We start from the raw sequence: 26,317 nt of genomic DNA on the forward strand, positions 1-26,317 counted from the left end.
GACCCCGCCTGCTGCGCCGGCCGCGGCGGGAGCTCATCTCAGCGATGCGTAGAACGCGGACTCGAAGTCCCCGTACAGTTTCCAGGCCTCGTTCTCGGTGATGAACGGCAGCGAGTTCGTGTAGATCGACGCGCAGACGCCGGAGGCACGGTCGATGAAGAAGTGCGTGTTGAACAGCCCCGCCCACGCCCCGGTGCCCGCGCGCCGCCGGCCGGGGAGGTCCTCGGTGTTGAGCAGCAGCCCGAGGCCCCACTTCCAGCCCGGTCCGATGCGGAGGCTGTCGGTCACCGCCGGGTCCGCCGTCGGGATCTCCGCGGGGACGTCCAGGTCGCCGATCTGGTTGGTGAAGGCGGCGTCGACGGTCTGCTCGGTGAGGATCCGCGTGCCGTCGAGTTCGCCGCCGCGCAGCAGGGCCCGCTCGAAGCGGATGTAGTCGCGTGGGGTCGAGTAGAGGCCGTGCCCACCGGCGAACCAGTCCGGCTGCTGGGGCAGCAGCTCGCCGGCCGAGGTCCATCCGTCCTCGCCCCGGACGTGCACGGTCACGCAGTTCTCGCGGCGTCCGTCGTCGAGCAGGAACATCGTGTCGTCCATGCCGAGGGGGCCGGTGATCCCCTCCTTGATCACCACGTCGAGGCCCGTGCCGGTGACCGCCTCGACGACCTTGCCCAGCCAGTCGGTGTTGATGCCGTACTCGAACCGGGTGCCCGGATCGGCCACGAGCGGCGCCTTGAACGCCTCCGCGCCGCCCAGCACGTTGGGCAGGCCGGTGACCTTCTGGTACCTGTCGATCGCGTCGTTCCAGAACCAGTACGAGAGGCCCGACGTGTGCGTCATCAGCTGCTTCACCGTGGCGCGGCTGCCGGCCGGGCGCAGCTTCGGGGTGTCGCCGTCGAAGCCCTCGAGCACCTGGAGCTCGGCGAACTGCGGGCAGTAGGTGTCGACCGGCGCGTCGAGTTCCAGTGCACCGCGCTCGACCTGCTGCAGCGCCGCGACCGTGGCGACCATCTTGGTCATGGACATGATCCGGAACTGGGTGGCGGTGGTGACCTCGTCGGTGCTCTCGCCCACGATCCGCGGACCCGCGCCGCCCTCGTAGACGATCCCGTCGCGGTCCGCCGCGATCGCCGCGACGTGCGGCACCGCGCCGGCCTCGACCGCGGTGCGCAGGACCTCGTCGATGGCGCTTCCGTCGATGGCAGGGCTCATGCTGACCTCCGTTGGTCACGGCGAGCGGACCGCGCCGCGTCGGGCGCGCGAGGCGATCATGCCGATCCGGCGCCCGCGGCGGTACCGACGATCATGCGCATCTTCGGGCCGGACGCCCGCCGTTCGGCGGGCCCGCCCGGGGCTCGCGGACGCGCCCTCCCCGAGCCGGCCGGAACCCGGGCGGCCGGGTGCCGTCAGACGGTCGCGCCGTTCCAGTGGATCTCGCCGGCCGGCCACTCGCTCCCGGCGACGGGGAGGACGAGGGTGGCCGCGGAGATCTCGTCGACGACGGGCCCGGGCTCGGTCGTGTCGTCCGGCGAGTGGACCACACGGCGCGGGGAGAGCCTGCGCCAGCCGCCGCGCTCGGAGAAGGCGACGGGGCGCTCGGCGCACATGAGGATGCCGAACGGGACCGCCAGCTCTTCGAGGAAGGCCCGGACCCGGTCGAGCAGGGCCAGGCCGACGCCCTGCCGCTGCAGCCCGGGCCGCACCGCCACCAGACCCACGCCGGCGGCCAGCTGGTCGCGCCCGTCGACCTGCAGGAAGCGGCGCTGCACGCCGGCGTGCGCGGCGGGGCCCTCGACGTCCCGTCCGAGGACCCTGGCCTCGGGACGGACGTAGGACCACGTCCGCACCCCGCCGAAGAACCGGGGGAGGTGGGCATAGGCGGCGCGGAGCAGGACGGCGAGCTCGGCGTGTTCCCGCATGCGGATCGCGCCCTCACGGTGTTCGCTCCACTGCACGCCCCGACCTTCGCACGCCCCGGTGCCGGCGGCCGGGCGGAACCAACCCACCCGCCGGTCACGAGGTGTGAGCGGGGGGCCGCCGCGTGAGGTGCCCGACGCCCACCGGATCGAGGGCCGTGCTCCGCCGGACGCGTGAACGGCGGCCGAACGGGGTACAGCCCGGTCATGACCATGGTCGAGGCGAACGAGAGGACGGACGTCGTCGGGCGTCGCGTGGACGGCCGGCCCGCCTCGCTCGTCGCCGCGTTCCGCGACGGCACCTGCCTGCCCGGTCTGCGCGCGTGGCTGCGCGAACAGCTGGCGCCGACGGACACCCTGCTCGATGCCGAGCTCGTGTGCACCGAGCTGGTCACCAACGCCGTCGAGCACGCGGGCGGGCCCCGGCGGCTCCGGATCACCGTGCTCGACCGGGTCCGGATGCGCATCGAGGTGGACGACGCGGCGGCCGGCGAGCCGCTGACCGTGGGGGAGTCGCGTCTCGGCGCCCACCGCGGCCGGGGGCTGACGATCGTCAACGCGGTCTCGCGCTGGGGCGTGCGCCGCACCCGCACCGGCAAGACGGTGTGGGCCACGCTCGAACTCGCCTGACCGGGCCGGCCGAAGTCCGGCACACCGTTTCCGTTCCGGCGCGGCGTGGTATCCGAAACGTGATCGTGGTGCACCAGACTCCGGATCGGCGCCGAACAGCCGGGGGTCCGGTGCCGCCCGACAGGACTGGGGAACGCCTCGCGCGCGCAACTGGGGAGCTACGCGCGCACCCCCGGAGGTATCGCGGCCCGGCCGGCTCGACGGCGGCCGGGCCGCACTCCCCGCCGTCCCGCCCCTCGGGTTCGGTCCCCGTACCGCTCGGCTCCTACGCCGTGTCCCGGGCCGCCGCCCGTCCCGCGCCCCGGCCGCTGAACAGGCAGCCGCCGAGGAAGGTGCCCTCGAGCGACCGGTACCCGTGCACCCCGCCGCCGCCGAAGCCGGCGACCTCCCCGGCCGCGTAGAGGCCCGGCACCGGTGTGCCCGCGGCGTCGAGCACGCAACCGGACAGGTCGGTCTGCAGGCCGCCGAGCGTCTTGCGGGTCAGGACGTGCAGCTTCACCCCGATCAGCGGGCCCGCCTTCGGATCCAGGATCCGGTGCGGCGCCGCCGTGCGGGCCAGCCGGTCACCCCGGTACCGACGGGCGTTGTGGATGGCGCTGATCTGCAGGTCCTTCGTGAACGGATTGGCCAGCTCGCGGTCCCGGGCGACGATCTGCCGCTCGATCGCGGCGGCGTCGAGCAGCGGCTCCGTGGTCAGCTTGTTCATCCCGTCGACCAGCTCGGGGAGCGTGGCCGCGACCACGAAGTCCTCGCCCCGCTCCGTGAAGGCCTCGACGGGCGCGGGGGCGCCGGGACGGATCCGGCCCAGCGTCGCCCGGACGTCCTTCTCGGTGAGGTCGGGGTTCTGCTCCGAGCCCGAGAGCGCGAACTCCTTCTCGATGATCTTCTGCGTCAGCACGAACCAGGAGTGGTCGTGGCCGGTGGCGCGCAGCGCCTGCAGCGTGCCGAGCGTGTCGAAGCCGGGGAAGTGCGGCGCGGGCAGCCGGTGCCCGGTCGCGTCGAGCCAGATCGACGACGGCCCCGGCAGGATCCGGATGCCGTGCCCGGCCCACACGGGGCTGTGGTTGCGGATGCCCTCGGTGTAGTGCCACATCCGGTCGCGGTTGACGATCCGCCCGCCCGCCGCCTCGGTGATGCCGAGCATCCGGCCGTCGACGTGCGCGGGGACGCCGGTGACCATGTGCTCCGGTGGCGTGCCCAGGCGCGCGGGCCAGTTCGCCCGGACCAGCTCGTGGTTCGCGCCGATGCCGCCCGAGGTCACGACCACCGCCTGGGCCCGCAGCTCGAAGGTCCCGGTCTCGACACGCGAGCTGGCCGCCCCGCGGGCGGCCGGGCTCGGCTCGAGGACGGCGCCCGACACGCCGTCGACCACCCCTGCGGTCCTGGTCAGCGCGTCGACCCGGTGCCGGAACCGCAGCTCGACCAGGCCGGCGCGCTCGGCGTCGCGCACCGCCGTCACGAACGGTTCGACCAGGCCCGGACCGGTGCCCCACGTGACGTGGAAGCGCGGGACGGAGTTGCCGTGCCCGTCGGCGAGGTAGCCGCCGCGCTCGGCCCAGCCGACCAGCGGGAACCAGCGCACGCCGAGCCCGTGCAGCCAGGCCCGCTTCTCGCCGGAGGCGAAGTCGACGTAGGCGGTGGCCCACTGCCGGGCCCAGAAGTCCTCCCCGGCCGGGTCGTCGACCTCCCGGTCGAAGCCCGCGCTGCCCAGCCAGTCCTGCAGGGCCAGCTCGGTGGAGTCCCGGATCCCCAACCGGCGCTGCTCGGGGGAGTCGACGAGGAACAGCCCGCCGAACGACCAGAACGCCTGCCCGCCCAGGTTCGTCTCCGGCTCCTGGTCGACCAGCACGACCTTGCGGCCCGCGGCGGCGAGCTCGGCGGTCGCGACCAGGCCCGCGAGTCCCGCCCCCACGACGATCACGTCGGCGTTCACGGTCCCACCCTGGCCTCCCGCGGCCCCGTCGGCAATCCCGACAAATCGCCGTGACCGACGACATCCGGGGTGCGCCCGGTCGGCCCTCGTGACACCGGTCCGAGGAGGAGACCCATGACCCTGCCGGAGATCGTGACCGGCGAGGGGCGCGGACGTAACACCGGTGCTGCACCAGACGAGGTATCGGCACACCGCGTGTTGCTGGGGAGCGAACACGCGCTGCCGGGCGCCGCGATCCGTCCCCGCGGGAGGATCGCGGCGCCCCCTTTCCGTGCCGGGGCCGCCGCGCTACCGGGCGGGGCGGTCCTTCTCCGTCGTCCGGGCGCCCAGCGGTCCCCTCGAACGACGCTGCAGCCACCCCCGGGCCTGGTGCAGGGTGCGGCTCACCGTGTTCGGGCCGCGGCGCTTCTCGATCATGTCCGCGACCTTGCCGGTCAGCCAGCCGCCGAGCGGGACGGCGATCGCGAGGATCAGCCACATCCGCAGGCGGCGGGAGAAGAAGGCCCACATCGTGTCCGGCGCTCCTGACTGTCGTGCCCGGGCGGTTCCGCGGGCGGGACCGTGAGGGTAGGGCGCGCGGTGCCGGGCCGCGACCGCGGAGATCGTCGGGGGGCGTGGGACGGGTGGGGCGCGTCGTCCCGGCCGGACCAGTGACCCGCCGGCCGCACGGTCGTTGCACGCGGAGGAACGGCGGCCCGCGACGGTCGCGGTCGACGGCGACCGCGGCCGGGTCGCCGGCGCGGGTCGTCCGGCCCGCGTGACACGGAAGGACCACGTCGTGCCGAACCTCGGTGGCTGGGAGATCGTCGTCCTCGTCGGCGTGCTGCTGCTCCTCTTCGGGGCGAAGCGGCTGCCGACCATGGCCCGCTCGGTCGGGCAGAGCGCCCGCATCGTCAAGGGCGAGATCCGCGGGCTCCGCGACGACGCCGCGGCGCCCACGGGGAACGCGCCCACCACGAACACCCCCACCGTCGTCTCGACGCCCGCCCCGACGGCCGCCCTGCCCGTCGTCGGGGCGGCCGACGCGCCCACGAGGGCCCCGATGGACCGGCTCGCCTGAGGCGACGGCGACGAGGCCTCCGGGAAGCGGGCACGGCGCCCCGGGGGTGCGGCACGGCCGACCGTGGCGCGGGGCGTCCCCGCGCCCGTCCCGCGCGCTCAAGATCCCTCTGACCTGCCGGTTCTCGGTACCCTCGGCAGGGTGTCGGCTGACCGCCCGATCGTGCTCGGTGTGCTGACGTACGCCCTGGTCGCCGTCGCGCCGACCCTCCTCCTCTGGGTCGTCGCGCGATTCCTTCCGCTCCTGCTCGGGCTGCCCGAGCAGCTCCGTGCCCTGTTCCGGCGGCCGGGACCACCGGCCGCCGGGCCGTCCTTCGAGTCTCTGGTCGCCGATCTGCACCGGCTGCGCCGCGAGGTGCGCGGCCGCCAGCCGACCACGCACGTGCGGCGGGTCGCCCTGATGGCCGCCTACGACGACGTCCTCCACGACCTCTGCCGCGCCGTCGGCGTGGCGCGCCCGCCGCTGTCCGATGTCCCGGAACGGGAGCGGCCCTTCGCCCGGTTGCAGACCGAGGCGGCGATCGAGGCGGCCGGTGTGGTGCTGGACCCGCCGGATTCGGGTACCGCGGCGGCGTGAGCGCCGTTCCCGGCCCACGTGGGTAAAGTCGCCTTTACCGAGCGGGAACCGATCGAGCCCCGACGGCGTTGAACCAGACAGCGCGGCGAGACACGCGACGAGGAGGATCCGGTGCGCACCACCAGCAACCCGGCGTTCCGCAACCTGCCCACGGGGCAGGGCGGCTACGCCACCTTCGACCGCCAGGGTGGCGGCATGATGGGCGGCGGGGCCGCCTACGCCGACTCCCGGGCCGCGCGCGCCGGGTTCGGCCGAGCGGGCGCCGGCGAGCGGCCGCTCACCGTCGACGACGTGGTGACCAAGACCGCGATCACCGGTGGTGTCGCGCTGGTCGCCGGCATCCTGACGGCCTGGTCCGGCCTGTTCGGCCTGGCCCTGCCCGCGATCATCGTCGGCTTCGTCGTGTCGCTGATCGTGATCTTCAAGCAGAGCACCAACCCGTTCCTGGTGCTGCTGTACTCGGCCTCGATGGGTGTCGGGCTCGGCGCGATCACCGGGGCGCTCGAGCTCTCCGGCACGAACTTCGAGGGCATCGGCTTCCAGGCCGTCGTGGGCACGGCCGGCGTGTTCGTCGGCATGCTGATCGTCTACAAGACGGGCGCGGTCAAGGTCACCCCGAAGTTCACCAAGTGGCTGATGGGCGCGTTGTTCGGCGTCGTGATCCTGATGCTGGCGAACCTCGTGGTGAGCTTCTTCACGACCGGCGGGCTCGGCCTGCGCGACGGGTCGCCCTTGGCCTACCTGTTCAGCATCGTCTGCATCGGGGTGGCGGCGTTCAGCCTCATGCTGGACTTCGACATGGCCGATCGCGCCGTCAAGGAGGGCGTGCCGGCGAAGTTCGCCTGGTACATCGCCTTCGGTCTGATGACCACGCTGGTCTGGCTCTACATCGAGATCCTGCGGCTGCTGAGCTACCTGCGCCAGGAGTGAACCGGACGATCCGGGTACTCACGGACGACGGCCGGGAACCCCCTCCTCCCGGCCGCACGGGCGCCGCGGACGGGCCTTCGGGCCCGGTCCGCGGCGCTGTGTCGTCTTCCAGGGTCATTCTCCGCGGCTTCCTGACGACACCTGTCAGGGATCCGCGGGAGCCTGAGGCCATGGCTTCCTGGAAGGACGTCGAGGAACAGGCACCGGAGCTGGCCGGGCGGGCCCGCCGCCTGTTCGAGGCGCACCGGCACAAGACGATCGCGACGCTGCGGGGGGACGGCGCGCCGCGGATCTCCGGCATCGAGGCCCGGTTCGAGGCGGGCGAGCTGGTGTTCGGGTCGATGCCGGGCGCGCGGAAGGGCGCGGACCTGCGCCGCGACCCCCGGTTCGCCCTGCACAGCACCTCCGTGGACCCGCCGGAGGACGCCCCGGCGACGTGGGAGGGCGACGCCAAGGTCGCGGGGCGGGCGGTGCACACCGGATCGCTCGCGGGCGAGATCTCCGGCGACGCCTTCCGGGCCGACGTCACCGAGGTGGTGGTGACACGGCTGAACGAGGCGGCGGACCGGCTCGTCGTCGACTTCTGGCGGGAGGGCACGGGGATCCGGCGCGTCGAGCGCGAGTGAGCCGGCGCACCGGTGTTCCGAGCGCGGTGCAGTGCGGGCGGCTGCCGCACGGCACCGCGCTCACCCCTCGTTCAGCCAGGTCCTGAGCTTGGCGAGCGCGCGGTGCTGCGCCACCCGCACCGCGCCGGGCGTCGAGCCGACGGCGACGGCGGTCTCCTCCGCGGACAACTCGCCGAGCACGCGGAGCACCACGATGTCCCGTTGCAGGGTGGGCAGCCGGTCGACCAGCGCCAACAGCTCCGTCATCTGCGCGGAGCCGACCGCGGCGGCCTCGGGCCCGGCACGCGAGTCCGTGGCCTCCGGGAGGTCGTCCGACGGCTCGGAGCGGTCCCGGGACGCCGCGCGGTAGGCGTCGGCCACCTTGTTGCGCGCGATCCCGTACGCGAACGCCATGAACGGCGTGTCCAGGTCCCGGTAGCGCGGCAGTGCCGTGCAGACCGCCATCACCACCTCCTGGGCGACGTCCTCGGGTGTCGCGAGTCCCGGCGCGCGGTGACCGAGCCGGCCACGGCAGTAGCGGAGGAGCAATGGATTAGCCGCGCGCAGCAGGGTGTCGAGCGCCCGCCGGTCGCCGTCGGCCGCGAACCGGGCGAGCTCGGTGAGCTGGGTGTCCGGATCCGCGGTCGGGTCGGCGACCCGACGGCCGGGGCGCCGGCCCGCGGCCCGCGCCCCCGGTCCGTCCTCCCCACGGGGCCCCTCCGCCTCGCCCGCGTGCACCCGACGCCGGCCTCCTCGCTGTGTGCGTCGCGGGGGCACGGGACGCGTCGGGCCCGCGGCGCCCGGCGGTGGTGGACGCCGCGGGTGCTCGTGGCCGGGATCTCGGACCCCGGTCCGGGGAGCGCGACGACGGGCGGCGGCGTGCCCCTCCGGCCGTCCGCCCGTGTCAGTACCCCGGAATCTAGTCCGAACGGGCGGGCGGCGTGCTCCGCCGAGCGTCGCGGCGGGGAACTCGTACAACTTCGTACACCCGGTGGACCTGCTGACCTGGACATCCGGCAGGAGTGCCGGACGGCGCACGCGGCCCGTCCGGCCCCCTATCCTCCCGGCACCCGGGAGCGTCCCGGGCCGCGGGCGTCGGGGGGAGCCGGGGGGATGTCGCCGCAGCTGTCCGGTGATCCGGACGCCGTCGCCGACCGGGCCGGGCTGGCCGAACAGCTGGGCCGGATGAAGGACGCCACCGGGCTGAGCTTCCGGGCGCTGGCGAAGCGGACGCAGGAGTCGGGTGTGCCGCTGCTGCCGTTCACCACCTTCCGCGACTACGTGCAGGGCCGTTCGCTGCCCTCGCCCGTCCGGCTCGACGCCCTGCTCACCGCGTTCGGCGTGTCGATCGACGACCCCGTGCGCGAGCGGTGGCGGGCGGCGCTGCGGCGGGCGGCCGCCGTCCCGTCGAAGCCGCCGCCCGGGCTGCGCCCCTATCCCGGGGCCGCGCCGGTCGAGGAGTTCCTGCCGGGGCGCGCGGACCTGGTCGAGGAGATCGTCGGCCGGATCCGGGCCGCGCGGGCCACGGGCGGGATCGTCGCGGTGACGGGTCCGTCCGGGGCGGGGACGAGCTCGCTGCTGCGGGCGGGGGTGCGGCCGGCGCTGGAGGGCGGCGTCACGGTGGCTCCGCCCGGCGCCGGCGTCGAGGCCCTGCTCGGTCGGCTCCGGCGGGACGAGGTCCTGCCGGACGGGGCCCCGCTCGACGAGGCACCGACCGTGCTGGTCGATGACGTCCACCAGGTCACCCGCGCGGCGGCTCTGCGTGGACTCGAGGTGCCACCGGGGCGGGTGGTCCTGCTCGGGGTCCGGGAGGACGCGCTGCCCGCGCTGGGCGACCGGGCCGCCGATCCGGTGCGGGTGGGCGGGATGTCCGCGGCGGACCTGCGCGAGGTGGTCACCGCACCCGCCCGGGCGGCCGGGTTCCCGCCCGCCGACGGGCTGGCCGAGCTCGTCCTGGGGGAGCTCGAGATCCCGCCGGACGCACCCGCGTCGCCGCCCGGGGCGCTGCCCCTGCTGGCCCTGGCCCTGGCGGCCGCGTGGGAGCGCGCCGCCGAGGTCGGGGACGGTCGGATCACGATCGCGCACCACCGGGAGGCGGGCGGGGTGCACGGCGCGGTGGCCCGCGCCGCCGAGGCGGCCTACGAGGCGCTCCCGCCGCACCGGCGCGCGCTGGTCCGGCCGCTGCTGCTCCGGCTCGTCCGGGTCCCCGGCACGGCGGGGGTGGCCGATCCCGTCCGCCGCCGCATCCGCCGCTTCGGGCTCACCCACGGGCTCGACGCCACCGCGGCCGCCGAGACCGACGCGACGGTCGACGCGCTGGTGGCCGCCCGGATCCTGGTCGCGGGGGAGGGCACGCTGGAGCTCGCCCACGACGTCGTGCTGCGGGCCTGGCCGCGGCTGGCCGCCTGGCTCCGGGAGGACCTCGAGCGGCGGCCGGCCCGGGGCACGGTCACCGAGGCGGCCCGGTTCTGGCACGACAGCGGGCGGGACGAGGGCGCGCTGCTCGGCGGCCGTCCGCTGGCGGAGGGCGAACGGTTGGCGGCCGCCGAGCCCACCGAGCTCTACCCGCTCGAGCACGAGTTCCTGGCCGCGAGCCGGGCCCGCGAGGAGGCGAGCGCGCCGCGGCGGACCCTTCGGCTGCGGGTGGCCGTGGCCGTACTGGCCGTGCTGCTGGTGGTCGCCGTGGCGGCGACCGCGTACCTCCTGGCGCTGGTCGCGGGCGACCGGGCCGGGCGGGGTGGTCCGGGTCCGGGCGGAACCGCGCCGGCGCGAGCTGCGGCGGTGGCCGCGCCCGGCTCCCCGGCCGCGCCGTCGCGCTGAGCGATCGGGCACGATGGCGGCATGCGTTACGCCGAGCACGTCTCCGATCTCGTCGGGAACACCCCGCTGGTGAAGCTGGGCGGGGTCGCCGAGGGGCTGTCGCCGCTCGTGCTGGCGAAGGTCGAGTACATGAACCCCGGCGGCAGCGTGAAGGACCGCATCGCGCTGAAGATGGTCGACGCCGCGGAGGCCTCGGGCGAGCTGCGGCCCGGCGGCACCATCGTGGAGCCGACCTCCGGCAACACCGGCATCGGCCTGGCGATGATCGCCCAGCGCCGTGGCTACCGGTGTGTGTTCGTGTGCCCGGACAAGGTCGGCGAGGACAAGCGCAACGTGCTCAAGGCCTACGGTGCCGAGGTCGTGGTCTGCCCCACGGCGGTCGATCCCGACCACCCGGACTCCTACTACTCGACGTCGGACCGGCTGGTCCGCGAGATCGAGGGCGCCTGGAAGCCGAACCAGTACGCGAACGAGAACAACCCGGCGTCGCACTACGAGGCGACCGGGCCGGAGATCTGGGAGCAGACCGAGGGTCGGATCACGCACTTCGTGGCCGGCATCGGCACCGGCGGCACGATCTCCGGCACCGGGCGCTACCTCAAGGAGGTCTCCGGCGGCCGGGTGCGCGTGATCGGCGCCGACCCGGAGGGCTCGGTGTACTCGGGCGGGAGCGGACGGCCCTACCTGGTCGAGGGCGTCGGCGAGGACTTCTGGCCGACGACCTACGACAAGGAGGTCTGCGACGAGATCGTCGCGGTCTCCGACGCGGACTCCTTCCAGATGACCCGCCGGCTGGCCCGCGAGGAGGCGCTGCTGGTCGGCGGCTCGTGCGGGATGGCCGTGGTCGCCGCGCTGCGGGTGGCGACGAGCGCCCCGCCGGACTCGGTGGTCGTCGTCCTGCTGCCCGACGGCGGCCGTGGCTACCTCGGGAAGGTCTTCAACGACTCCTGGATGGCGAGCTACGGCTTCCTGCCGCCCAGCGCCGGCGCCACGGTCGGCGACGTGCTGCGGCGCAAGGACGGCACGCTGCCGGACCTGGTGCACGCGCACCCGAACGAGACGGTCGCCGACGCGGTGCACTACCTACGGGAGTTCCACGTCTCGCAGATGCCGGTGGTCCGTGCCGAGCCGCCGGTGATGGCGGCCGAGGTCGTCGGGTCGGTGGTCGAGCGGGACATCCTCGACCTGCTGTTCACCGATCGGGCCAAGCTCTCGGACCGGCTCGACCAGCACATGTCCGCGCCGCTGCCGACGATCGGTGCGGGCGAGCCGCTGGAGACGGCGATGGGCGCCTTCGCGGCGGCCGACGCCGCGCTGGTCCTGGTCGACGGCAAGCCCGCGGGCGTGGTCACCCGCTCGGACGTCCTCGCCTTCCTCGGCTGACGTCCGCTCCGCCTCACTCACAGGGACCCCTCAGCCACCACAACTACCGTCGGGTCCATGAGGACCCTGCTGGCCGCCGCGGCGGGAGCCGCCGCGGCCGCCGTCGTCCTGCCGGACCGGCTCGGGCTCGACCGGCGGCACCCGTTCACCGCGCTGGGCGCGCTGCGCCCGCACACCACCGCGGTGGCGACCGTGGCGGCAGGGGTGCTCGCCGCGGCCCGGCACACCCGCCCGGCCGGGCTCGCCGTCGGCGCGGTCGCACTCGCCGGCGCGGCCGGCCTGGTGAGCAGGGCCGTTCCGCACCTCCCGCCCGGCGGTGACGCCGACCTCACCGTCCTGGCCGCGAACGTCTGGGACGGCAGGGCCGACGCGGGCGCGCTCGCCGCGCTGATCGCCCGCGAGTGCCCCGACCTGGTGTCCCTGCCCGAGTCCGGGCGCGAGTACCGGGACAAGCTCATGCCGCTGCTCGACGGCCTCGGCTACCGCTCCTGGGTCTCCAACGAACCCGGCAGGCCCGACGGCTGGTCGGTCACCCTGCTCGTCGCCGGACGGATGGGCGACGTGGAGGTCGGGTCCGGTCCGGAGCTGCGCCGCCAGCACCTCTGGGCACGCGGCGGCCTGCTGGGCAACCGCCGCTTCCACGCCGTGCACCCGCAGGCGCCGATGGCACGCCGGCAGGCCCGCGTGTGGTCCGGGGACATGGACAGCATCGCCCGATGGTGCGCCGCGCTGCCCGCACCGATCGTCGCCGGCGACTTCAACGCCACCCTCGACCACGCCCCGATGCGCCGCGCGCTGAACGGGGTGCGCGACGCCGCCGAGGGCACCGGCAGGGGGCTGACCGGCACCTATCACGCGGCCCTGCCCCGCTGGGCGGGCCTTCGCATCGACCACGTCCTCGTGCCGCGGGAGGCCCGCACGACCCGCTACGAGGTGATCGACCTGCCCGGCTCGGACCACCGGGCGGTGCTGGTGGGCATGCAGTGGCCGGAGGCCGCGTAGCCTCGCCGCATGCGCGGCTTCTCCACCCGGGCCATCCACGCCGGCCAGGACCCCGACCCGACGACGGGTGCGGTGATCGTCCCGATCCACGCCAGCTCGACCTTCGCCCAGGACGGCGTCGGCGGGCTGCGCGGCGGGTACGAGTACTCCCGCTCCGCCAACCCCACCCGCACGGCGCTGCAGGAGTGCCTGGCGGCGCTGGAGGGTGGGCGGCACGGGTTCGCGTTCGGCTCCGGCATGGGCGCCTCGGACGTCCTGCTGAGGGCGCTCCTCCGACCGGGTGACCACCTCGTCATCCCGCACGACGCCTACGGCGGCACGTTCCGCCTCGTCGACAAGGTCCTCACGCAGTGGGGCGTGGAGTACTCGACCGTCGACCTCGCCGACGTCGACGCGCTGCGGACCGCGCTGCGCCCGACCACGAAGGTCGTCTGGTGCGAGACCCCGACGAACCCGCTGCTCGGGATCGCCGACATTGCCGCGGTGGCGGAGGTGACCCGCGCGGCCGACGTCCGGCTGGTCGTCGACAACACCTTCGCCTCGCCCTACCTGCAGCAGCCGCTGGCGCTCGGGGCGGACGTGGTGCTGCACTCCACGACCAAGTACGTCGGCGGACACTCGGACGTCGTCGGCGGCGCCCTGGTGCTCGACGACGACGAGCTCGCCGAGCGGATCGCCTTCACCCAGAACTCGGTCGGCTCGGTCCCCGGCCCGTTCGACTCCTGGCTGACCCTGCGCGGCGCGAAGACCCTCGCGGTGCGGATGGAGCGGCACAGCGACAACGCCGAGCGGGTCGTCGACGCGCTGGTCGACCACCCCGCGGTCGCGCAGGTCCTCTACCCGGGCCTGCCGGGGCACCCGGGCCACGAGGTCGCCGCGAAGCAGATGCGCCGCTTCGGCGGGATGGTGTCCTTCCTCGTCGCGGGCGGGAAGGAGGCGGCGCTGAAGGTCTGCGCCTCCACCGAGCTGTTCACCCTCGCGGAGTCCCTCGGCGGTGTCGAGTCGCTGATCGAGCACCCCGGGCAGATGACGCACGCCTCGGTGGTGGGCTCGCCCCTGGAGGTGCAGGACTCGCTGGTCCGCCTGTCCGTCGGCATCGAGGACGCCGACGACCTGGTGGAGGACCTGCGGACCGCCCTCGACGCCGCGGCCTCCTGAACCCGGTCCCCACAGCGTCCGTGGCCTGGGAGCAACCTAGGAGCGCGGCGGGACCGGGGCCGCGGGGCCGGCCGGTTCCGGCCGGGCCGGCGCGGTGGGGACCACGAGGTCGTCGGGGGACAGACAGCCGCCGACGAGCTGGTACCCGCCCGGGACGGCGACGTAGTGGCCCGGCTCGGTGCAGCCGGCCCGTTCCACGGTCACGATCGCGAGGGTGCCCAGCACGGCCGCGGCCAGCAGCGGAACCGCCGCGCGGGCGCCCTTCGACGCCCCGTTCGGCCGGTGACCCACCCCGCGCCGCATCCGTTGCCTCCCCCCGGAACCGCTCGTTCGCGAGGTTACCGGGCCCGGTGGCACGATGCGGGGGTGAACGCCGACGCCGGAGCGGCCGGCCTGCGAACGATCGATCCCGACGCCCCCTCCGCCCCGGTCGGGATCGCCGAGATCCGGGCGGCCCGGGAGCTGCTCGCCGGCGTCACCCGCGTCACGCCGGTCGCGCGCTCCCGGGCGCTCGGCGAGGCCGTGGGCGGGCCGGTGTGGTTCAAGTGCGAGAACCTGCAGCGCACCGGGTCGTTCAAGATCCGCGGGGCGTTCACCCGGCTCGCCCGGCTGGCCGACGAGGAACGGGCCCGCGGCGTGGTCGCCGCCAGCGCCGGCAACCACGCGCAGGGGGTGGCGCTGGCCGCGAAGCTGCTCGGCATCGAGGCGACCGTGTTCATGCCGGACGGCGCCGCGCTGCCGAAGGTCGAGGCCACCCGCTGCTACGGGGCGCACGTCCGGCTCGCCGGTGGCACGGTCGACGAGGCCCTGGTCGGCGCGCTCGACCACGCCGAGCGGACGGGGGCGGTGCTCATCCACCCCTTCGACCACCCGGACGTGATCGCCGGGCAGGGCACGGTCGGCCTCGAGCTCCTCGAGCAGGTCCCGGACGTCGCCACGGTCCTGGTGGCGACGGGCGGTGGCGGGCTGCTCGGCGGGATCGCCGCCGCGGTGAAGGCGCAGCGGCCCGAGGTCCGGGTCGTCGGCGTGCAGGCCGCGGGCGCGGCCGCCTGGCCGGGCTCGCTCGCCGCCGGAGAACCCGTCGCGCTCGGCGGGATGCGGACCATCGCCGACGGCATCGCGGTCGGCCGGCCCGGCGACGTCACCTACCGGCAGGTCGAGGCGCTCGTCGACGAGTTCACCGTGGTCGGAGAGGACGCGCTGTCCCGGGCCCTGCTGTTCAGCCTGGAGCGGGCGAAGATGCTGGTCGAGCCCGCCGGCGCGGCCCCCGTCGCCGCGTTGCTCGACGCCCCCGAGCACTTCCGGCCGCCGGTGGTCGCGGTGCTCTCCGGCGGCAACGTGGACCCCCTGGTCCTGCTGCACGTGATCCAGAACGGCATGGCCGCGACCGCCCGGTACCTGTCCCTGGCCGTGCGGATCGGGGACCGCCCGGGCGCCCTGGCCGCGCTGCTGACCCGGGTGGGCGAGCTCGGCGCCAACGTGATCGACGTCGAGCACACGCGGATCAGCGCGACCGTCCCGATGGGGGAGGTCGACGTGGCCGTGAGCCTCGAGATGCGGGGCCCGGAGCACTGCCGCGAGCTGGTCACCGCGCTCCGTCACGCCGGCCACCGCGTGACGGTGACCGGCGTGCCGGAAGGGGATCCGCGGCTCGGGTCCTGAGGGTCAGCCGGTGAAGGGCTGGATGTCGACGAGGGTGACCCGCATGCTGCCGCCGTCGGGCAGCGGGTACTCGCGGTCCTCGCCCTTCTTCGCCCCCATCAGGGCGGCGCCGAGCGGGGAGTTCGGCGAGATCACCTGCAGGTCTCCGTGGCTGCCCTCCTCGCGGGAGCCGAGCAGCACCTTCTCGGTGTCCTCGTCGTCCGAGTACTTGATGGTGAGGACCGTCCCCGGCGCCGCCTCCTCCGCGCTGGTCGGCGAGGTGCCCACCTGTGCGGTGCGCAGGAGCTCCTGGAGCTGGCGGATGCGGGCCTCCTGCTGGCCCTGCTCCTCGCGGGCGGCGTGGTAGCCGCCGTTCTCCTTGAGGTCGCCCTCCTCGCGACGGGCATTGATCTCGGCGGCGATGACGGGACGGTTCGCGATCAGCTCGTCGAGCTCCGTCTTGAGCCGGTCGAAGGCATCCTGGGTGAGCCAGGTCACCTGAGTCTCCGTCACGGTCATCACTCCTCCAGGGGTCCGGGCACCGCACCCCGCGGGCCGGGCGCCCGGCAACTCGCACGGGCACGATTCGGGCCGTTCACCGACAGGCCCCGAGTAAGGAAAAACACGACCCGCCTGCGGGCCGTGTGGGTCCAACCCTAGCACGGGACCGACCGCTCGGCGCGGTCCTTCGACGAACGGTCACCTGGCGCGCAGAGTTCCCCGTCCGGGGTTTGTGCTGGTCGACGGGGTTCGGGAAGAGACGGGGCGCGGTCCGCGTTGACCTCCGTCGGAGAAATCGTCGGTGCTGCGTGCCAGGATCTGCCTCGACCGGCCGAGGCGGAGCCCCGGCCCAGCGACGCTCGCCCGCCACCGCGGGCGCGAGGACACGGAAGGACCCCGGTCACCCATGACGTCCGAACGCGAGCCGTTGCGGCTGATGACCGTCCACGCCCACCCGGACGACGAGTCCAGCAAGGGCGCGGCCACCACGGCCCGGTACGTCGACGAGGGCCACGAGGTCATGGTCGTCACCTGCACGGGCGGTGAGGCGGGCAGCATCCTCAACCCCGCCATGGACCGGCCGGACGTGCTGGCGAACATGTCCGCCATCCGGAAGCAGGAGATGGCCCGGGCGGCGCAGATCCTCGGCGTGCGGCACCGCTGGCTCGGTTTCGTCGACTCCGGCCTGCCCGAGGGCGAGCCGAAGCCGCCGTTGCCCGAGGGCTGCTTCGCGCTCGTCCCGCTCGAGGAGTCCACGGAGGCCCTGGTCCGGGTCGTCCGCGAGTTCCGTCCGCACGTGCTCGTGACCTACGACGAGAACGGCGGCTACCCGCACCCGGACCACATCCGCACCCACGAGGTGTCGATGGCGGCGTTCGAGGCGGCCGCGGACCCGGAGCGGTTTCCCGAGGCCGGCGCGCCGTGGCAGCCGCTCAAGCTCTACTACTCGCACGGCTTCTCCAAGAAGCGGATCCTCGCGTTCGACGAGGCGCTGAGGGCCCGTGGACTGGAGTCCCCGTGGGCCGAGTGGATCGCGAACTGGAAGGACCGGCCGGATCCGGGCGAGCGCGTCACCACGCGGGTGGAGTGCGCGGACTGGTTCGACCGCCGGGACGACGCGCTGCGCGCCCACGCCACCCAGATCGACCCGACCAGCCGGTGGTTCTTCACCCCGTTGGACCTGCAGCGCGAGATCTGGCCGTGGGAGGAGTACGAGCTGGTCCGCTCACTCGTACCCAGCCCCACCCCGGAGGACGACCTGTTCGCGGGCCTGCGGGAGCCGGCGCTCCGCGCGGGCTGAGTACCCTCGGCCTCCGAGGTCGTGAGTTCGGAGGAGTGACGAGACGTGCTGGTCGAGCTGGGCGCCGTGCCCGTGGGCGAGACGGTCGCGACCGTCCTGGCGCAGAACCCGGAACCCCCGCCCGACCAGGGTGAGGAGTTCGGCAAGGCCTCGCCGGTCGCGCTCGTCGTCATCCTGTGCCTGGCGGCGGCCACGATCGCGCTGATCGTGTCGATGAGCCGGCGGATCCGGCGGCTGCCGAAGTCGTTCGACGAGGGTACGGGCACCGAGCCCGGTCCGGGACCCGGATCGACCGGATCGGGGTCCGGCGAGCCGGACCGGGACGGGACGAGCACCCCGGCCGGGGAGCGCCCCGACCGGCGGTGAGGGCCCCGCACACCGGGCAGACCGCCGTCCGGGGCGGCGGCGCTGCGCCGTCCCGCCTGCCGGGCAGGTCAGGGCCGCAGCTCGAAGAAGACGACCTGCGGTGGGGCGTTGATGCGGACCGGTACGACGCTGAAGCCCTGGCCGCAGGTGACGAACAGGTGGTTGCCGGGTGCCCCGTACCCCTCTTCCGCCCAGTCGTCGGCGACGACCTTCTCCTGCTCGGTCACCGACAGCCAGGACACGTGCTCGGTGAAGGGCAGGGCGATCTGTCCGCAGTGGGTGTGCCCGGCGACGGCCAGGGGCGCGCTGCCGGCAGGGAGCTCGAGGAAGGTCAGCGGGTTGTGCATGAGCACGATGCGCGCGGCGTCGTCGGGCACGCCGTCCAGCGCTGCGTCGACGTCGTCGAGGCCCGGACGCAGCGGCCCGATGCCGACCAGGTGCAGCGGATCGGCATCGGCGTGCCCGGGCAGCCTGACCGCTCGGTTCCGCAGGACCGGGATGCCGGCTCGCTCCAGCGCCCGGGTCATCTCCGCGGCGCCGCCGGCGACATGGTCGTGGTTGCCCAGCACCGCGTACGTGGGGATGCCGGAGTCGACCAGCGGCGCGAGGATCTCCATGACCTTCTCGACCTTCGGCCCCGGTGGGTCGCCCTCGCCGTAGAGGAAGTCCCCGCCGAGCAACGCGATGTCGGGTTCCTCCTCGACGATCGCGCCGACCGCCCGTTCCATCATGGCCCTGTTGGCGAACCACATGCCGATCTGCAGGTCGGAGATCAGTGCGACCTCGGTGCCGGCCCACTGCTCGCCGAGCCGGGGCAGGACGGCGTGCTCGCGGTCGACGTCGAGGATCAGCCGCGGCTCGATCAGCGCGCCGTAACCGATCAGCGCCACCAGCAGCCCGGACACACCCACGGCCGCCCACTTCAGCCACCGTTTCACCCGTGCTCCTCCCGCCGGTCGTCGGCAGGCCGGGACCGGGGGCCGGCCGACGAGGTGCGACGCACCCGCCGCCGGGCGGCGGCCCCCGGCCTCAGCAGGCGGCCGGCGACGGCCAACCAGGCGACGCCCAGCAGCAGCCCGGCGAGGACATCGGTGGGGTAGTGCGCGGCTTCGTAGACCCGGGCGAAGGCCACGGCCGGGGCGATCACGGCCGGCAGCGCGACGACCGCCCAGCGCCACCGCGATCGGGCCCGGGCCACCACCAGGACCGCCACCGCCCCGTAGAGCACCACGGCCGCCGCGGCGTGCCCGGAGGGCCAGCTGGCCGCGGGGGGCAGGCCGGTGGTCAGGTCGTCGACCGCCGGCCGCATCCGTCCCACCAGGCCGGACACCGTCAGGTACAGCATCGGCTCGCCGACCACTGCGACCAGGACGAAGACCACCGGCCGCCGGCTGCGGGTGACGGCCAGTGCGACCACGCCGAGGGTGAGGGTGCCGACCACCACGGCCGGCGCCGACGCCAACCGGCTGATCGCCTCGACGACCTCGGTCTCCGTCGCCCGACGCAGGTCCACGACGCCCCGGGCGACGCTGCGGTCCCAGGACCCGACCGCGGTGTCGCCCAGCGGACCGGTGACCAGCAGGCCGAGGCCGGTCAGTAGGCCGGCCAGCCCGGCGGCGGCGCCGACCAGCGCGGCCCAGGTGCGGGCGGTCGGCAGCACCGGGTCCGGCGTCGGACGCGGCGCGGCCGCCGGCGGCAGGCCGAGTGGGTCCCACGGTTCGGCTGCGGCCGCGGAAGCGGTGTCGTCCTGCCAGCCGCGGAAGGCGGCTGCGGTGATCGCCAGCCAGCTGCCCGCCAGCGCCCAGCCGGCGAGGACGTCGGAGACGAAATGGACCCCCAGGGCCACCCGGCTGAACCCGACGGCGACCACGACCAGCACCGCAGCCGTCACCAGCCACGGGCGCAGTCCGCGCCGGACGGCCGGGAGCGCGACCAGCATCAGCGCACCCCAGGCCGTCAGCGATGTCACGGCGTGGCCGCTGGGGAAGCTGGCGTCGGCGGGGAGGGCGACGACGGGGGAGTCCACCATCGGCCGGGCCCGGTCCACCAGGGCCTTCGTGGACGGGATGAGGACCCCTACGCCGACTGCGGCCGTGACCACGAACGCCGCCGGCCGCCAGCGCCGGCGGAGGGCCAGGAAGACGGTGGTGAGGCCGAAGACGACGCTGCCGGCGAACGTCCCGCCCAGCTCGGTCACCCAGGTCAGCGCCTGCACCGCGAACGGCGACGAGCTGACCTGCTCGTTGAGGCCCGCGGCGACGTCACCGTCGAGCACGGTCAGCGGGCCCCAGCGGCGGGTCGTCGCCCACCACAGCAGCATGAAGGGGACGCCCCCCGCCACCAGCGCCGTCCAGCCGAGCAGGGCCCGGACGCCGAATCGCCGCGCTCCGCGGCGCCCGACGGGGTCCGGGCCGGGTGAGGCGTTCACCGTGGCCGGGGCGGAGCCGCGACTACCCATGGACCGTTCCCGGAGGGCTCGCGTGTGGCAGGTGGGTCCTTCGTCGACGTGTCACCACGTCGGGTCCTCCTGTCGATGGGCGGCCGTCGGACCCGGACCGGTTACCCGGTGGCCGGCGACATCACCGTCCTCGGCTTTGCGATCGGGTGACGACGGAGTCCGGACACGGCCTCCCGGACCGGGAAGACGCGGGCGCGGACCCGCCCGACGGTACTGACCACGGGTGGGGGTCGCCGCAGCGCCGCTCGGACGGCGGGTCCCGGCCGCCGGTGACAGGGTGGGCGCATGCCCAACCGGCTCGCGGAGGCGACCAGCCCGTACCTGCTCCAGCACGCCGACAACCCCATCGACTGGTGGGAGTGGTCCGACGAGGCGTTCGCGGAGGCGCAGCGCCGGGACGTCCCGGTGCTGCTCTCCGTCGGCTACGCCGCCTGCCACTGGTGCCACGTCATGGCGCACGAGTCCTTCTCCGACCCGGAGATCGCGGGTCAGGTCAACCGGGACTTCGTGGCGATCAAGGTCGACCGCGAGGAACGTCCGGACATCGACGCCGTCTACATGGCGGCGACCCAGGCCATGACCGGGCAGGGCGGCTGGCCGATGACCTGTTTCCTCACCCCGGTCGGCGAGCCCTTCCACTGCGGCACCTACTACCCGCCGACCCCGCGGCACGGCATGCCCTCCTTCCCGCAACTGCTCGACGCGGTCACCCGGGCGTGGACCGAGGACGGCGAGCGGGTGCGCGGGGCCGCCGGCGAGATCGCCGCCCGGCTCGCCGACGCCGCCGGCGCCGAACCCACCCCCGTGGCGGTGAACCCCGACGTGCTCGACGCCGCGGTGGCCGGCCTCGTCGCGGACTTCGACGCGGAGCGGGGCGGGTTCGGCGGCGCTCCCAAGTTCCCGCCGTCGATGACGCTCGAGTTCCTGCTCCGCCACCACGAGCGCACCGGCTCGGCCGACGCCCTGCGGATGGTCGAGCGGACCTGCGACGCCATGGCGCGCGGTGGCCTGTACGACCAGCTCGCCGGCGGCTTCGCCCGCTACAGCGTCGATGCGGACTGGGTGGTGCCGCACTTCGAGAAGATGCTCTACGACAACGCCCTGCTGCTGCGCGGCTACGCGCATCGGGCCCGGCGCACCGGGTCCCCGCTGGCGAGCCGGGTCACCACGGAGACCGCGGAGTTCCTGCTGCGGGACCTGCGGACCCCCGAGGGCGGGTTCGCCTCGGCGCTCGACGCGGACACCGACGGTATCGAGGGGCTGACCTACTCGTGGACGCCGGGACAACTGGCCGAGGTGCTGCGGCCCGAGGACGCCGCATGGGCGGCGCAGCTGCTCGAGGTCACCGAGGCGGGCACGTTCGAGCACGGGGCGTCGACGCTGCAGCTGCTCCGTGACCCGGATGATCCCGAACGCTGGGAACGGGTGCGCACCATCCTGTTCGCCGCCCGGTCCGCCCGCCCGCAACCCGCCCGGGACGACAAGGTCGTCACCGCGTGGAACGGCCTGGCGGTGCTGGCGCTCGCCGAGGCCGGTGCCGCGCTCGGCCGGCTGGACTGGGTCGCCGCGGCGGGGGAGACGGCCGACCTGCTGCTGCGGCTGCACGTGGTCGACGGGCGGGTCCGCCGGTCCTCGCGCGACGGCGTGGTGGGCTCGGCCATGGGCGTCCTCGACGACCACGCCGGGCTCGTCGAGGGACTGCTCGCCCTGCACCAGGCGACCGGGGACCCGGCCCGGCTGGCGGCGGCCGTCGAGATCCTGGACCTGGCCGTCGCGCGGTTCCGCGGCGAGGGGCCCGGTACCTGGTACGACACGGCCGACGACGCCGAGGAACTCCTGCACCGTCCGCGCGAGATCACCGACAACGCCGCCCCGTCCGGTGGCTCCGCCCTCGCGAACGCCCTGCTCACCGCGTCGGTGCTGGTCGACGGGGAGCGCTCCGGCCGGTACCGGGAGCTGGCCGAGGAGGCCGTGCACGCCGTCGGCGGGCTGTTCGCCCGGCACGCCCGCTTCGCCGGTCACTGGCTCACCGCCGCCGAGGCGCTGGCCTCCGGCCCGCCGCAGGTCGCGCTGGTCGGGCCCGTCGGCGACCCGGACCGCGAGGCGCTCCTGGCCCGGGCCCGGACGCTGGTGCCCGGGGGCGGGGTCGTCGTGCCCGGGGACCCGGACGCCCCCGGGGTGCCGCTGCTGGCCGCGCGCCCCCTGGTCGCGGACCGGCCCGCCGCGTACGTCTGCCGTGGGTTCGTGTGCGACCGGCCGGTGACCAGCCCGGAGGAGCTGGCCGCCCTCCTCTGATCCCGCTCTTCTCCGAGGAGTTCCCGTTCGCCTCCGGGCTCCCGACCTCCTTCGGGTTCGGTCCACCGTCGGAGAACGCTCTGGCGCACCGTGTATTGCTGTGTAATCTCGTAAGCAGCACAGCGGGAGGTGCGGGATGACGGGACGGATGCACAAGGGCTGGCACAGCGGCGGGCGTGGCCAGGGACGCGGCCCGCGCGGCGGGTGGCAGCAGGCGGACCTGCCGGACACCGGCGACGCCGCGGCGTGGTTGCGGGGTCGGCTGCCCGACGGCTGGTTCGTCGGCCCGCCGGACGTCACGATCGACCGGGAGGAGATCGTGATCGTCGGCGAGCTGCCGGCGCCGGAGACGACTGCGGAGTCGGCCGTCGGCACGGAGGACGACGGCCCCGACACGGACGCGAGACGCGCGGAGAGGGCGGCGGCCGCGGCCGGGCGCATCTCCCGCTTCCGCGAGGAGACCCGCGACGAGCGGATCGACATCGCCCGCCAGGCCGAGCACCGCTACCAGCGCAAGGTGGCCTGGGGCGCCCGGATCGGCGAGGTCGAGGAGCTGTTCACCACCGCGTCGGTCCCGGTGATGACGCGGCTGCGTCAGCCCGAGCGGATGGTGCTGGACACCCTCGTCGACTCCGGGGTGGCGCGCTCGCGGTCCGACGCGCTGGCCTGGGCGGTCCGCCTGGTCGGCCGGAACGCCGACACCTGGCTCGCCGACCTGCGCGAGGCCATGGCCAAGGTCGACGAGCTGCGCACCCGCGGTCCCGAGTGAGGATCCGGCGCCGGCCGCGCGAGGACACCGCGGTGCACCCGGGAGCCGCTCCGACAGCGTGACGGAACCGCGACGTCGTCGTGGGGCGGGTTCGCGAGCGTGCTGGTTTCCGAGCGCCGGGACGACGCCGATGCTCAGCCGGGAAAGAGGGCGAACCAGATCGCGATCTGGTGGCAGATCGCGGCGAGCACCGTGGCGGCGTGGAAGAACTCGTGGTAGCCGAAGGTCCTCGGCCACGGGTTGGGCCAGTGCACGGCGTAGAAGACCGCGCCGGCGGTGTAGAGCGCCCCGCCGACCAGCAACAGGACGAGCGCGGCGACGCCCGCGTTGTGCAGCAGGTCGGGCAGCACGAACACCGCGACCCAGCCCAGCGCGAGGTAGATCGGCACGGCGAGCCATTTCGGCGCGTGCGGCCAGCACGTCTTCAGCACCACACCGGCCAGCGCCCCGCCCCACACCACGGCCAGCACGATCCGGCCGGTCTCCGGAGCCATCGCCAGCATCGCGACCGGGGTGTAGGTCCCCGCGATGAAGACGAAGATCATCGAATGGTCGAGCCTGCGCATGATCAACCGGCTGCGCGGCGTGGTCCAGGTGCGGCGGTGGTAGAGCGCGCTCACGCCGAACAGGCCGAGGACCGTCACGCTGTAGACCGAGGTCGCCAGCGCGGCGGCCCCGCCCACGAGCGACGCGGCCACGGCGATCAACGTGGCGCAGGCCGCGACCGAGGTGACGAACGACCAGAAGTGCAGCCAGCCGCGCATCCGCGGCTTGACGAAGGGGGCGTCCGACGGCGACTGAAGGGTCCCGGCGCTCACCCGCACGAGGGTACGGGATCTTCGCCCGGGTCCGGGTGTCCGACCGGTGGCCGGCCGGTGAAGGCCGCCCGGTCGTCCGGCGGGCGCAGTCGGGGCGGGACCGCGGCGTAGGCTCCGGCACGTGGGTGTCCGTGACCTCCTCTATACGACCTACGAGGCGAGGCTCGCCCGGCGGCTGGTCGGTGCGGAGCGCCCCCGCCACGTCGCGCTGATCCTCGACGGCAACCGGCGGTGGGCGCGCGACGCCGGGCTCGAGGACGTCAACGCCGGCCATCGGGTCGGCGCGGCGAAGATCTCCGACCTGCTCGGTTGGTGCGGCGACGCCGGTGTCGAGGTCGTCACGTTGTTCCTGCTGTCCACGGACAACCTGTCCCGCTCGGCCGACGAGCTCGAGCCGCTGCTCGAGATCATCGCCGACGTCGTCGACGAGCTGAGCGGGCCGACGGCTCCGTGGCGGCTACGGGTCGTCGGGGCGCTGGAACTGCTCCCGGAGTGGATCGCGCAGCGGCTCACCGCGGCCGCGGCCCGCACCAACGACCGTCCGGGCCTGCAGCTCAACGTGGCCGTCGGGTACGGCGGCCGGCAGGAGATCGCCGATGCCGTGCGCAAGTTGCTGCTGCAGCACGCCGAGGCAGGCTCGTCGATCGAGGAACTGGCCGAGGTGCTGGACGTCGACCACATCGCGGCCCACCTCTACACCTCCGGCCAGCCCGACCCCGACCTCGTGATCCGCACGTCGGGGGAGCAGCGGCTCTCCGGTTTCCTGCTGTGGCAGAGCGCGCATTCGGAATTCCACTTCTGTGAGGCCTACTGGCCGGAGTTCCGGCGCGTCGACTTCCTGCGCGCGCTCCGCGACTACGCCGCCCGGCACCGCCGCTTCGGCGGCTGATCCCCGCACCGGGGAACGGCCGGGTAATCAGTCCCGGAAAAGCACAACGGCGCCAGTCCCCGTAAGGACCGGCGCCGTTCCCCAGCGTGCGGGTCTCAGTCGACCGAGTCGCCGGCGCCCGACTCGAGGCCGCAGGAGCGGTCGGTGTCGGTGTGGACCGAGCTGTCGGCCTTGGCCTTGCCGAACAGACCGAGCGCGCCGGTGGCGGAGCCGACGATGTCCTTGACGTTGGCCTGGCCCGCGAGGAAGCCGGCGTTCACCGGGACGTCGTTGTTGCAGACCTGGACCGGGACGTTGGTGTTGTTGCCGGAGACGTTGATCAGGCCCTTGCCCGACTTGTCGATGCCGGTCTCGTGCGACTCGTGGGCGAACGCGAGCGGGCTGACGGCGACGACGGACGCGGCCGATGCGGCGGCGACCAGGGCGACCTTCTTCAGCATTCTTCTTCTCCTGTGTGGGGTTCGGGCCCGGGAAGGCCCGGACTGTCGAGTCGGTGTTCGAACGGGGAGCCCGCACCGACTGCGGATCACGCTATCGACCTGGCCCGGGAAATGACGAACCCGTGCCCCGATCGTGTCGGCTCCCGTTTCTGCGCGAGGTTACGCACTCAATGGGGTGAGTTCCGTGTCACGGCAGGGGGAGGCGGAAAAGCAGAACGCCGGCCCGGTGAACCGGACCGGCGTTCACGAATTGCGGTGCGAGGTCAGCTGACCTCGTCGCCCGCGCCCGACTCGAGGCCGCAGGTGCGGTCGCTGTCGGTGTGGACCGAGCTGTCGGCCTTGGCCTTGCCCAGGATGCCCAGGGCGCCGGTCGCGACCCCGGTGATGTCCTTGAGGTTGGCCTGGCCGACGAGCGCGCCGGCGTTCACCGGGACGTCGTTGTTGCAGACCTGGACCGGGACGTTGGTGTTGTTGCCGGAGACGTTGATCAGGCCCTTGCCCGACTTGTCGATGCCGGTCTCGTGCGACTCGTGGGCGAACGCGAGCGGGCTGACGGCGACGACGGACGCGGCCGAGGCTGCGGCGACCAGGGCGACCTTCTTCAGCATTGTTCTCTCCTGTGTGTGTACGGGTCGGGGCCCGAACTGCCGAGTCGGTGTTCGAACGGGGAGCCCACACCGACTACGGGCAAATTAGCGGATGGATCCACGGCGCAAGAAATGGGCGACCCGATCGTGTCGGAATGCGTGTCCGGCAGGAGTTACTGCCTCGATCGGGTGAGTTTCTCGACGGCCGTGATCGCGCGGGGAGCGCACCAGAACACCGACCCGGCT

At 74.3% G+C, this 26,317-nt stretch carries 27 protein-coding genes; 15 read left to right on the forward strand and 12 right to left on the reverse strand.

All coding sequences use genetic code 11. The features are described from left to right. Positions 1-33: 33 nt before the first annotated feature. Complete coding sequence (locus ACL02T_RS05050; RefSeq protein ID WP_412829482.1) at positions 34-1,206, reverse strand: serine hydrolase domain-containing protein; 1,173 nt, start codon at positions 1,204-1,206, stop codon at positions 34-36. Between the two features lie 194 nt (positions 1,207-1,400). Further along, positions 1,401-1,949: a GNAT family protein gene (locus tag ACL02T_RS05055; RefSeq protein ID WP_412829483.1), complete on the reverse strand. Its 549-nt coding sequence runs from the start codon at positions 1,947-1,949 to the stop codon at positions 1,401-1,403. A gap of 168 nt (positions 1,950-2,117) precedes the next feature. Between ACL02T_RS05055 and ACL02T_RS05060 the strand changes: the two genes are divergently transcribed. After that, positions 2,118-2,540: an ATP-binding protein gene (locus ACL02T_RS05060; protein WP_412829484.1), complete on the forward strand. Its 423-nt coding sequence runs from the start codon at positions 2,118-2,120 to the stop codon at positions 2,538-2,540. Between the two features lie 265 nt (positions 2,541-2,805). Here ACL02T_RS05060 and ACL02T_RS05065 read toward each other — a convergent pair whose 3' ends face one another. Both ACL02T_RS05065 and ACL02T_RS05070 read right to left on the reverse strand, forming a co-directional pair. Next, on the reverse strand, positions 2,806-4,473 hold the full coding sequence (locus tag ACL02T_RS05065; protein WP_412829485.1) for an FAD-binding dehydrogenase: 1,668 nt from the start codon (positions 4,471-4,473) through the stop codon (positions 2,806-2,808). A gap of 288 nt (positions 4,474-4,761) precedes the next feature. Further along, complete coding sequence (locus tag ACL02T_RS05070) at positions 4,762-4,983, reverse strand: hypothetical protein (protein ID WP_412829486.1); 222 nt, start codon at positions 4,981-4,983, stop codon at positions 4,762-4,764. 268 nt (positions 4,984-5,251) lie between these two features. On the opposite strand from ACL02T_RS05070, the gene tatA reads away from it, so the two are divergent. From tatA to ACL02T_RS05090, 4 genes are all read left to right on the forward strand, one after another. Next, a complete protein-coding gene (gene tatA / locus ACL02T_RS05075) occupies positions 5,252-5,533 on the forward strand; it encodes a Sec-independent protein translocase subunit TatA (RefSeq protein WP_412829487.1) in 282 nt (93 codons plus the stop codon). A gap of 141 nt (positions 5,534-5,674) precedes the next feature. Next, positions 5,675-6,109 carry a hypothetical protein gene (locus ACL02T_RS05080; protein ID WP_412829488.1) on the forward strand — a complete coding sequence of 145 codons (435 nt, stop codon included), beginning with the start codon at positions 5,675-5,677 and terminating at the stop codon, positions 6,107-6,109. A 111-nt stretch (positions 6,110-6,220) separates the two neighbouring features. Continuing rightward, positions 6,221-7,039, forward strand: a complete 819-nt coding sequence (locus ACL02T_RS05085; protein WP_412829489.1) for a Bax inhibitor-1/YccA family protein — start codon at positions 6,221-6,223, stop codon at positions 7,037-7,039. 170 nt (positions 7,040-7,209) lie between these two features. Continuing rightward, a complete protein-coding gene (locus ACL02T_RS05090; protein WP_412829490.1) occupies positions 7,210-7,665 on the forward strand; it encodes a pyridoxamine 5'-phosphate oxidase family protein in 456 nt (151 codons plus the stop codon). A 60-nt stretch (positions 7,666-7,725) separates the two neighbouring features. On the opposite strand, the gene shbA is transcribed toward ACL02T_RS05090, so the two are convergent. Then, positions 7,726-8,382: an RNA polymerase sigma factor ShbA gene (gene shbA, locus ACL02T_RS05095; protein WP_412829491.1), complete on the reverse strand. Its 657-nt coding sequence runs from the start codon at positions 8,380-8,382 to the stop codon at positions 7,726-7,728. 375 nt (positions 8,383-8,757) lie between these two features. On the opposite strand from shbA, the gene ACL02T_RS05100 reads away from it, so the two are divergent. From ACL02T_RS05100 to ACL02T_RS05115, 4 genes are read left to right on the forward strand one after another with little or no spacing between them, the layout of a single operon-like run. Next, on the forward strand, positions 8,758-10,464 hold the full coding sequence (locus ACL02T_RS05100; RefSeq protein ID WP_412829492.1) for an nSTAND1 domain-containing NTPase: 1,707 nt from the start codon (positions 8,758-8,760) through the stop codon (positions 10,462-10,464). 21 nt (positions 10,465-10,485) lie between these two features. Continuing rightward, positions 10,486-11,847: a cystathionine beta-synthase gene (locus tag ACL02T_RS05105; protein WP_412829493.1), complete on the forward strand. Its 1,362-nt coding sequence runs from the start codon at positions 10,486-10,488 to the stop codon at positions 11,845-11,847. Positions 11,848-11,904: 57 nt separating this feature from the next. After that, positions 11,905-12,849, forward strand: coding sequence for an endonuclease/exonuclease/phosphatase family protein (locus tag ACL02T_RS05110; protein ID WP_412829494.1), 945 nt, complete (start codon positions 11,905-11,907; stop codon positions 12,847-12,849). A gap of 9 nt (positions 12,850-12,858) precedes the next feature. Further along, on the forward strand, positions 12,859-14,007 hold the full coding sequence (locus ACL02T_RS05115) for a cystathionine gamma-synthase (protein ID WP_412829495.1): 1,149 nt from the start codon (positions 12,859-12,861) through the stop codon (positions 14,005-14,007). 36 nt (positions 14,008-14,043) lie between these two features. Here ACL02T_RS05115 and ACL02T_RS05120 read toward each other — a convergent pair whose 3' ends face one another. Beyond that, the gene (locus ACL02T_RS05120; RefSeq protein ID WP_412829496.1) at positions 14,044-14,310 is read right to left on the reverse strand and encodes a hypothetical protein; all 267 of its coding nucleotides are present in this window, start codon (positions 14,308-14,310) and stop codon (positions 14,044-14,046) included. A 132-nt stretch (positions 14,311-14,442) separates the two neighbouring features. On the opposite strand from ACL02T_RS05120, the gene ilvA reads away from it, so the two are divergent. Then, positions 14,443-15,669 (forward strand): threonine ammonia-lyase, encoded by a 1,227-nt coding sequence (ilvA, locus tag ACL02T_RS05125; RefSeq protein ID WP_412829755.1) that lies wholly within the window; start codon positions 14,443-14,445, stop codon positions 15,667-15,669. A gap of 3 nt (positions 15,670-15,672) precedes the next feature. Here ilvA and greA read toward each other — a convergent pair whose 3' ends face one another. Next, the gene (gene greA / locus ACL02T_RS05130; protein WP_412829497.1) at positions 15,673-16,161 is read right to left on the reverse strand and encodes a transcription elongation factor GreA; all 489 of its coding nucleotides are present in this window, start codon (positions 16,159-16,161) and stop codon (positions 15,673-15,675) included. A 394-nt stretch (positions 16,162-16,555) separates the two neighbouring features. On the opposite strand from greA, the gene mca reads away from it, so the two are divergent. Beyond that, positions 16,556-17,449, forward strand: coding sequence for a mycothiol conjugate amidase Mca (gene mca / locus ACL02T_RS05135; protein WP_412829498.1), 894 nt, complete (start codon positions 16,556-16,558; stop codon positions 17,447-17,449). A gap of 45 nt (positions 17,450-17,494) precedes the next feature. After that, a complete protein-coding gene (locus tag ACL02T_RS05140; RefSeq protein ID WP_412829499.1) occupies positions 17,495-17,815 on the forward strand; it encodes a hypothetical protein in 321 nt (106 codons plus the stop codon). Between the two features lie 68 nt (positions 17,816-17,883). Here ACL02T_RS05140 and ACL02T_RS05145 read toward each other — a convergent pair whose 3' ends face one another. Further along, a complete protein-coding gene (locus tag ACL02T_RS05145) occupies positions 17,884-18,753 on the reverse strand; it encodes a metallophosphoesterase (protein WP_412829500.1) in 870 nt (289 codons plus the stop codon). Beyond that, positions 18,750-20,273, reverse strand: coding sequence for a phosphatase PAP2 family protein (locus ACL02T_RS05150; protein ID WP_412829501.1), 1,524 nt, complete (start codon positions 20,271-20,273; stop codon positions 18,750-18,752). Before ACL02T_RS05150 ends, ACL02T_RS05145 begins: the two co-directional genes overlap by 4 nt. 285 nt (positions 20,274-20,558) lie before the next feature. Here ACL02T_RS05150 and ACL02T_RS05155 point away from each other — a divergent pair, with 285 nt between their 5' ends. Further along, positions 20,559-22,568: a thioredoxin domain-containing protein gene (locus ACL02T_RS05155; RefSeq protein WP_412829502.1), complete on the forward strand. Its 2,010-nt coding sequence runs from the start codon at positions 20,559-20,561 to the stop codon at positions 22,566-22,568. A gap of 136 nt (positions 22,569-22,704) precedes the next feature. After that, the gene (abmR, locus tag ACL02T_RS05160; protein ID WP_412829503.1) at positions 22,705-23,337 is read left to right on the forward strand and encodes an ATP-binding transcription factor AbmR; all 633 of its coding nucleotides are present in this window, start codon (positions 22,705-22,707) and stop codon (positions 23,335-23,337) included. Between the two features lie 134 nt (positions 23,338-23,471). Here the strand turns inward: abmR and trhA are convergent, their stop codons facing one another. Continuing rightward, positions 23,472-24,101: a PAQR family membrane homeostasis protein TrhA gene (trhA, locus tag ACL02T_RS05165; RefSeq protein ID WP_412829756.1), complete on the reverse strand. Its 630-nt coding sequence runs from the start codon at positions 24,099-24,101 to the stop codon at positions 23,472-23,474. Between the two features lie 175 nt (positions 24,102-24,276). On the opposite strand from trhA, the gene ACL02T_RS05170 reads away from it, so the two are divergent. Then, entirely contained in the window at positions 24,277-25,044 is a 768-nt protein-coding gene (locus tag ACL02T_RS05170) for an isoprenyl transferase (RefSeq protein ID WP_412829504.1), read from the forward strand. Positions 25,045-25,139: 95 nt separating this feature from the next. Here the strand turns inward: ACL02T_RS05170 and ACL02T_RS05175 are convergent, their stop codons facing one another. Further along, the gene (locus ACL02T_RS05175; protein WP_412829505.1) at positions 25,140-25,484 is read right to left on the reverse strand and encodes a hypothetical protein; all 345 of its coding nucleotides are present in this window, start codon (positions 25,482-25,484) and stop codon (positions 25,140-25,142) included. A gap of 263 nt (positions 25,485-25,747) precedes the next feature. Then, complete coding sequence (locus ACL02T_RS05180) at positions 25,748-26,092, reverse strand: hypothetical protein (protein ID WP_412829506.1); 345 nt, start codon at positions 26,090-26,092, stop codon at positions 25,748-25,750. Positions 26,093-26,317 lie beyond the last annotated feature (225 nt).

The organism is Pseudonocardia oceanicola (assembly GCF_047200735.1).
Taxonomy (GTDB): domain Bacteria; phylum Actinomycetota; class Actinomycetes; order Mycobacteriales; family Pseudonocardiaceae; genus Pseudonocardia.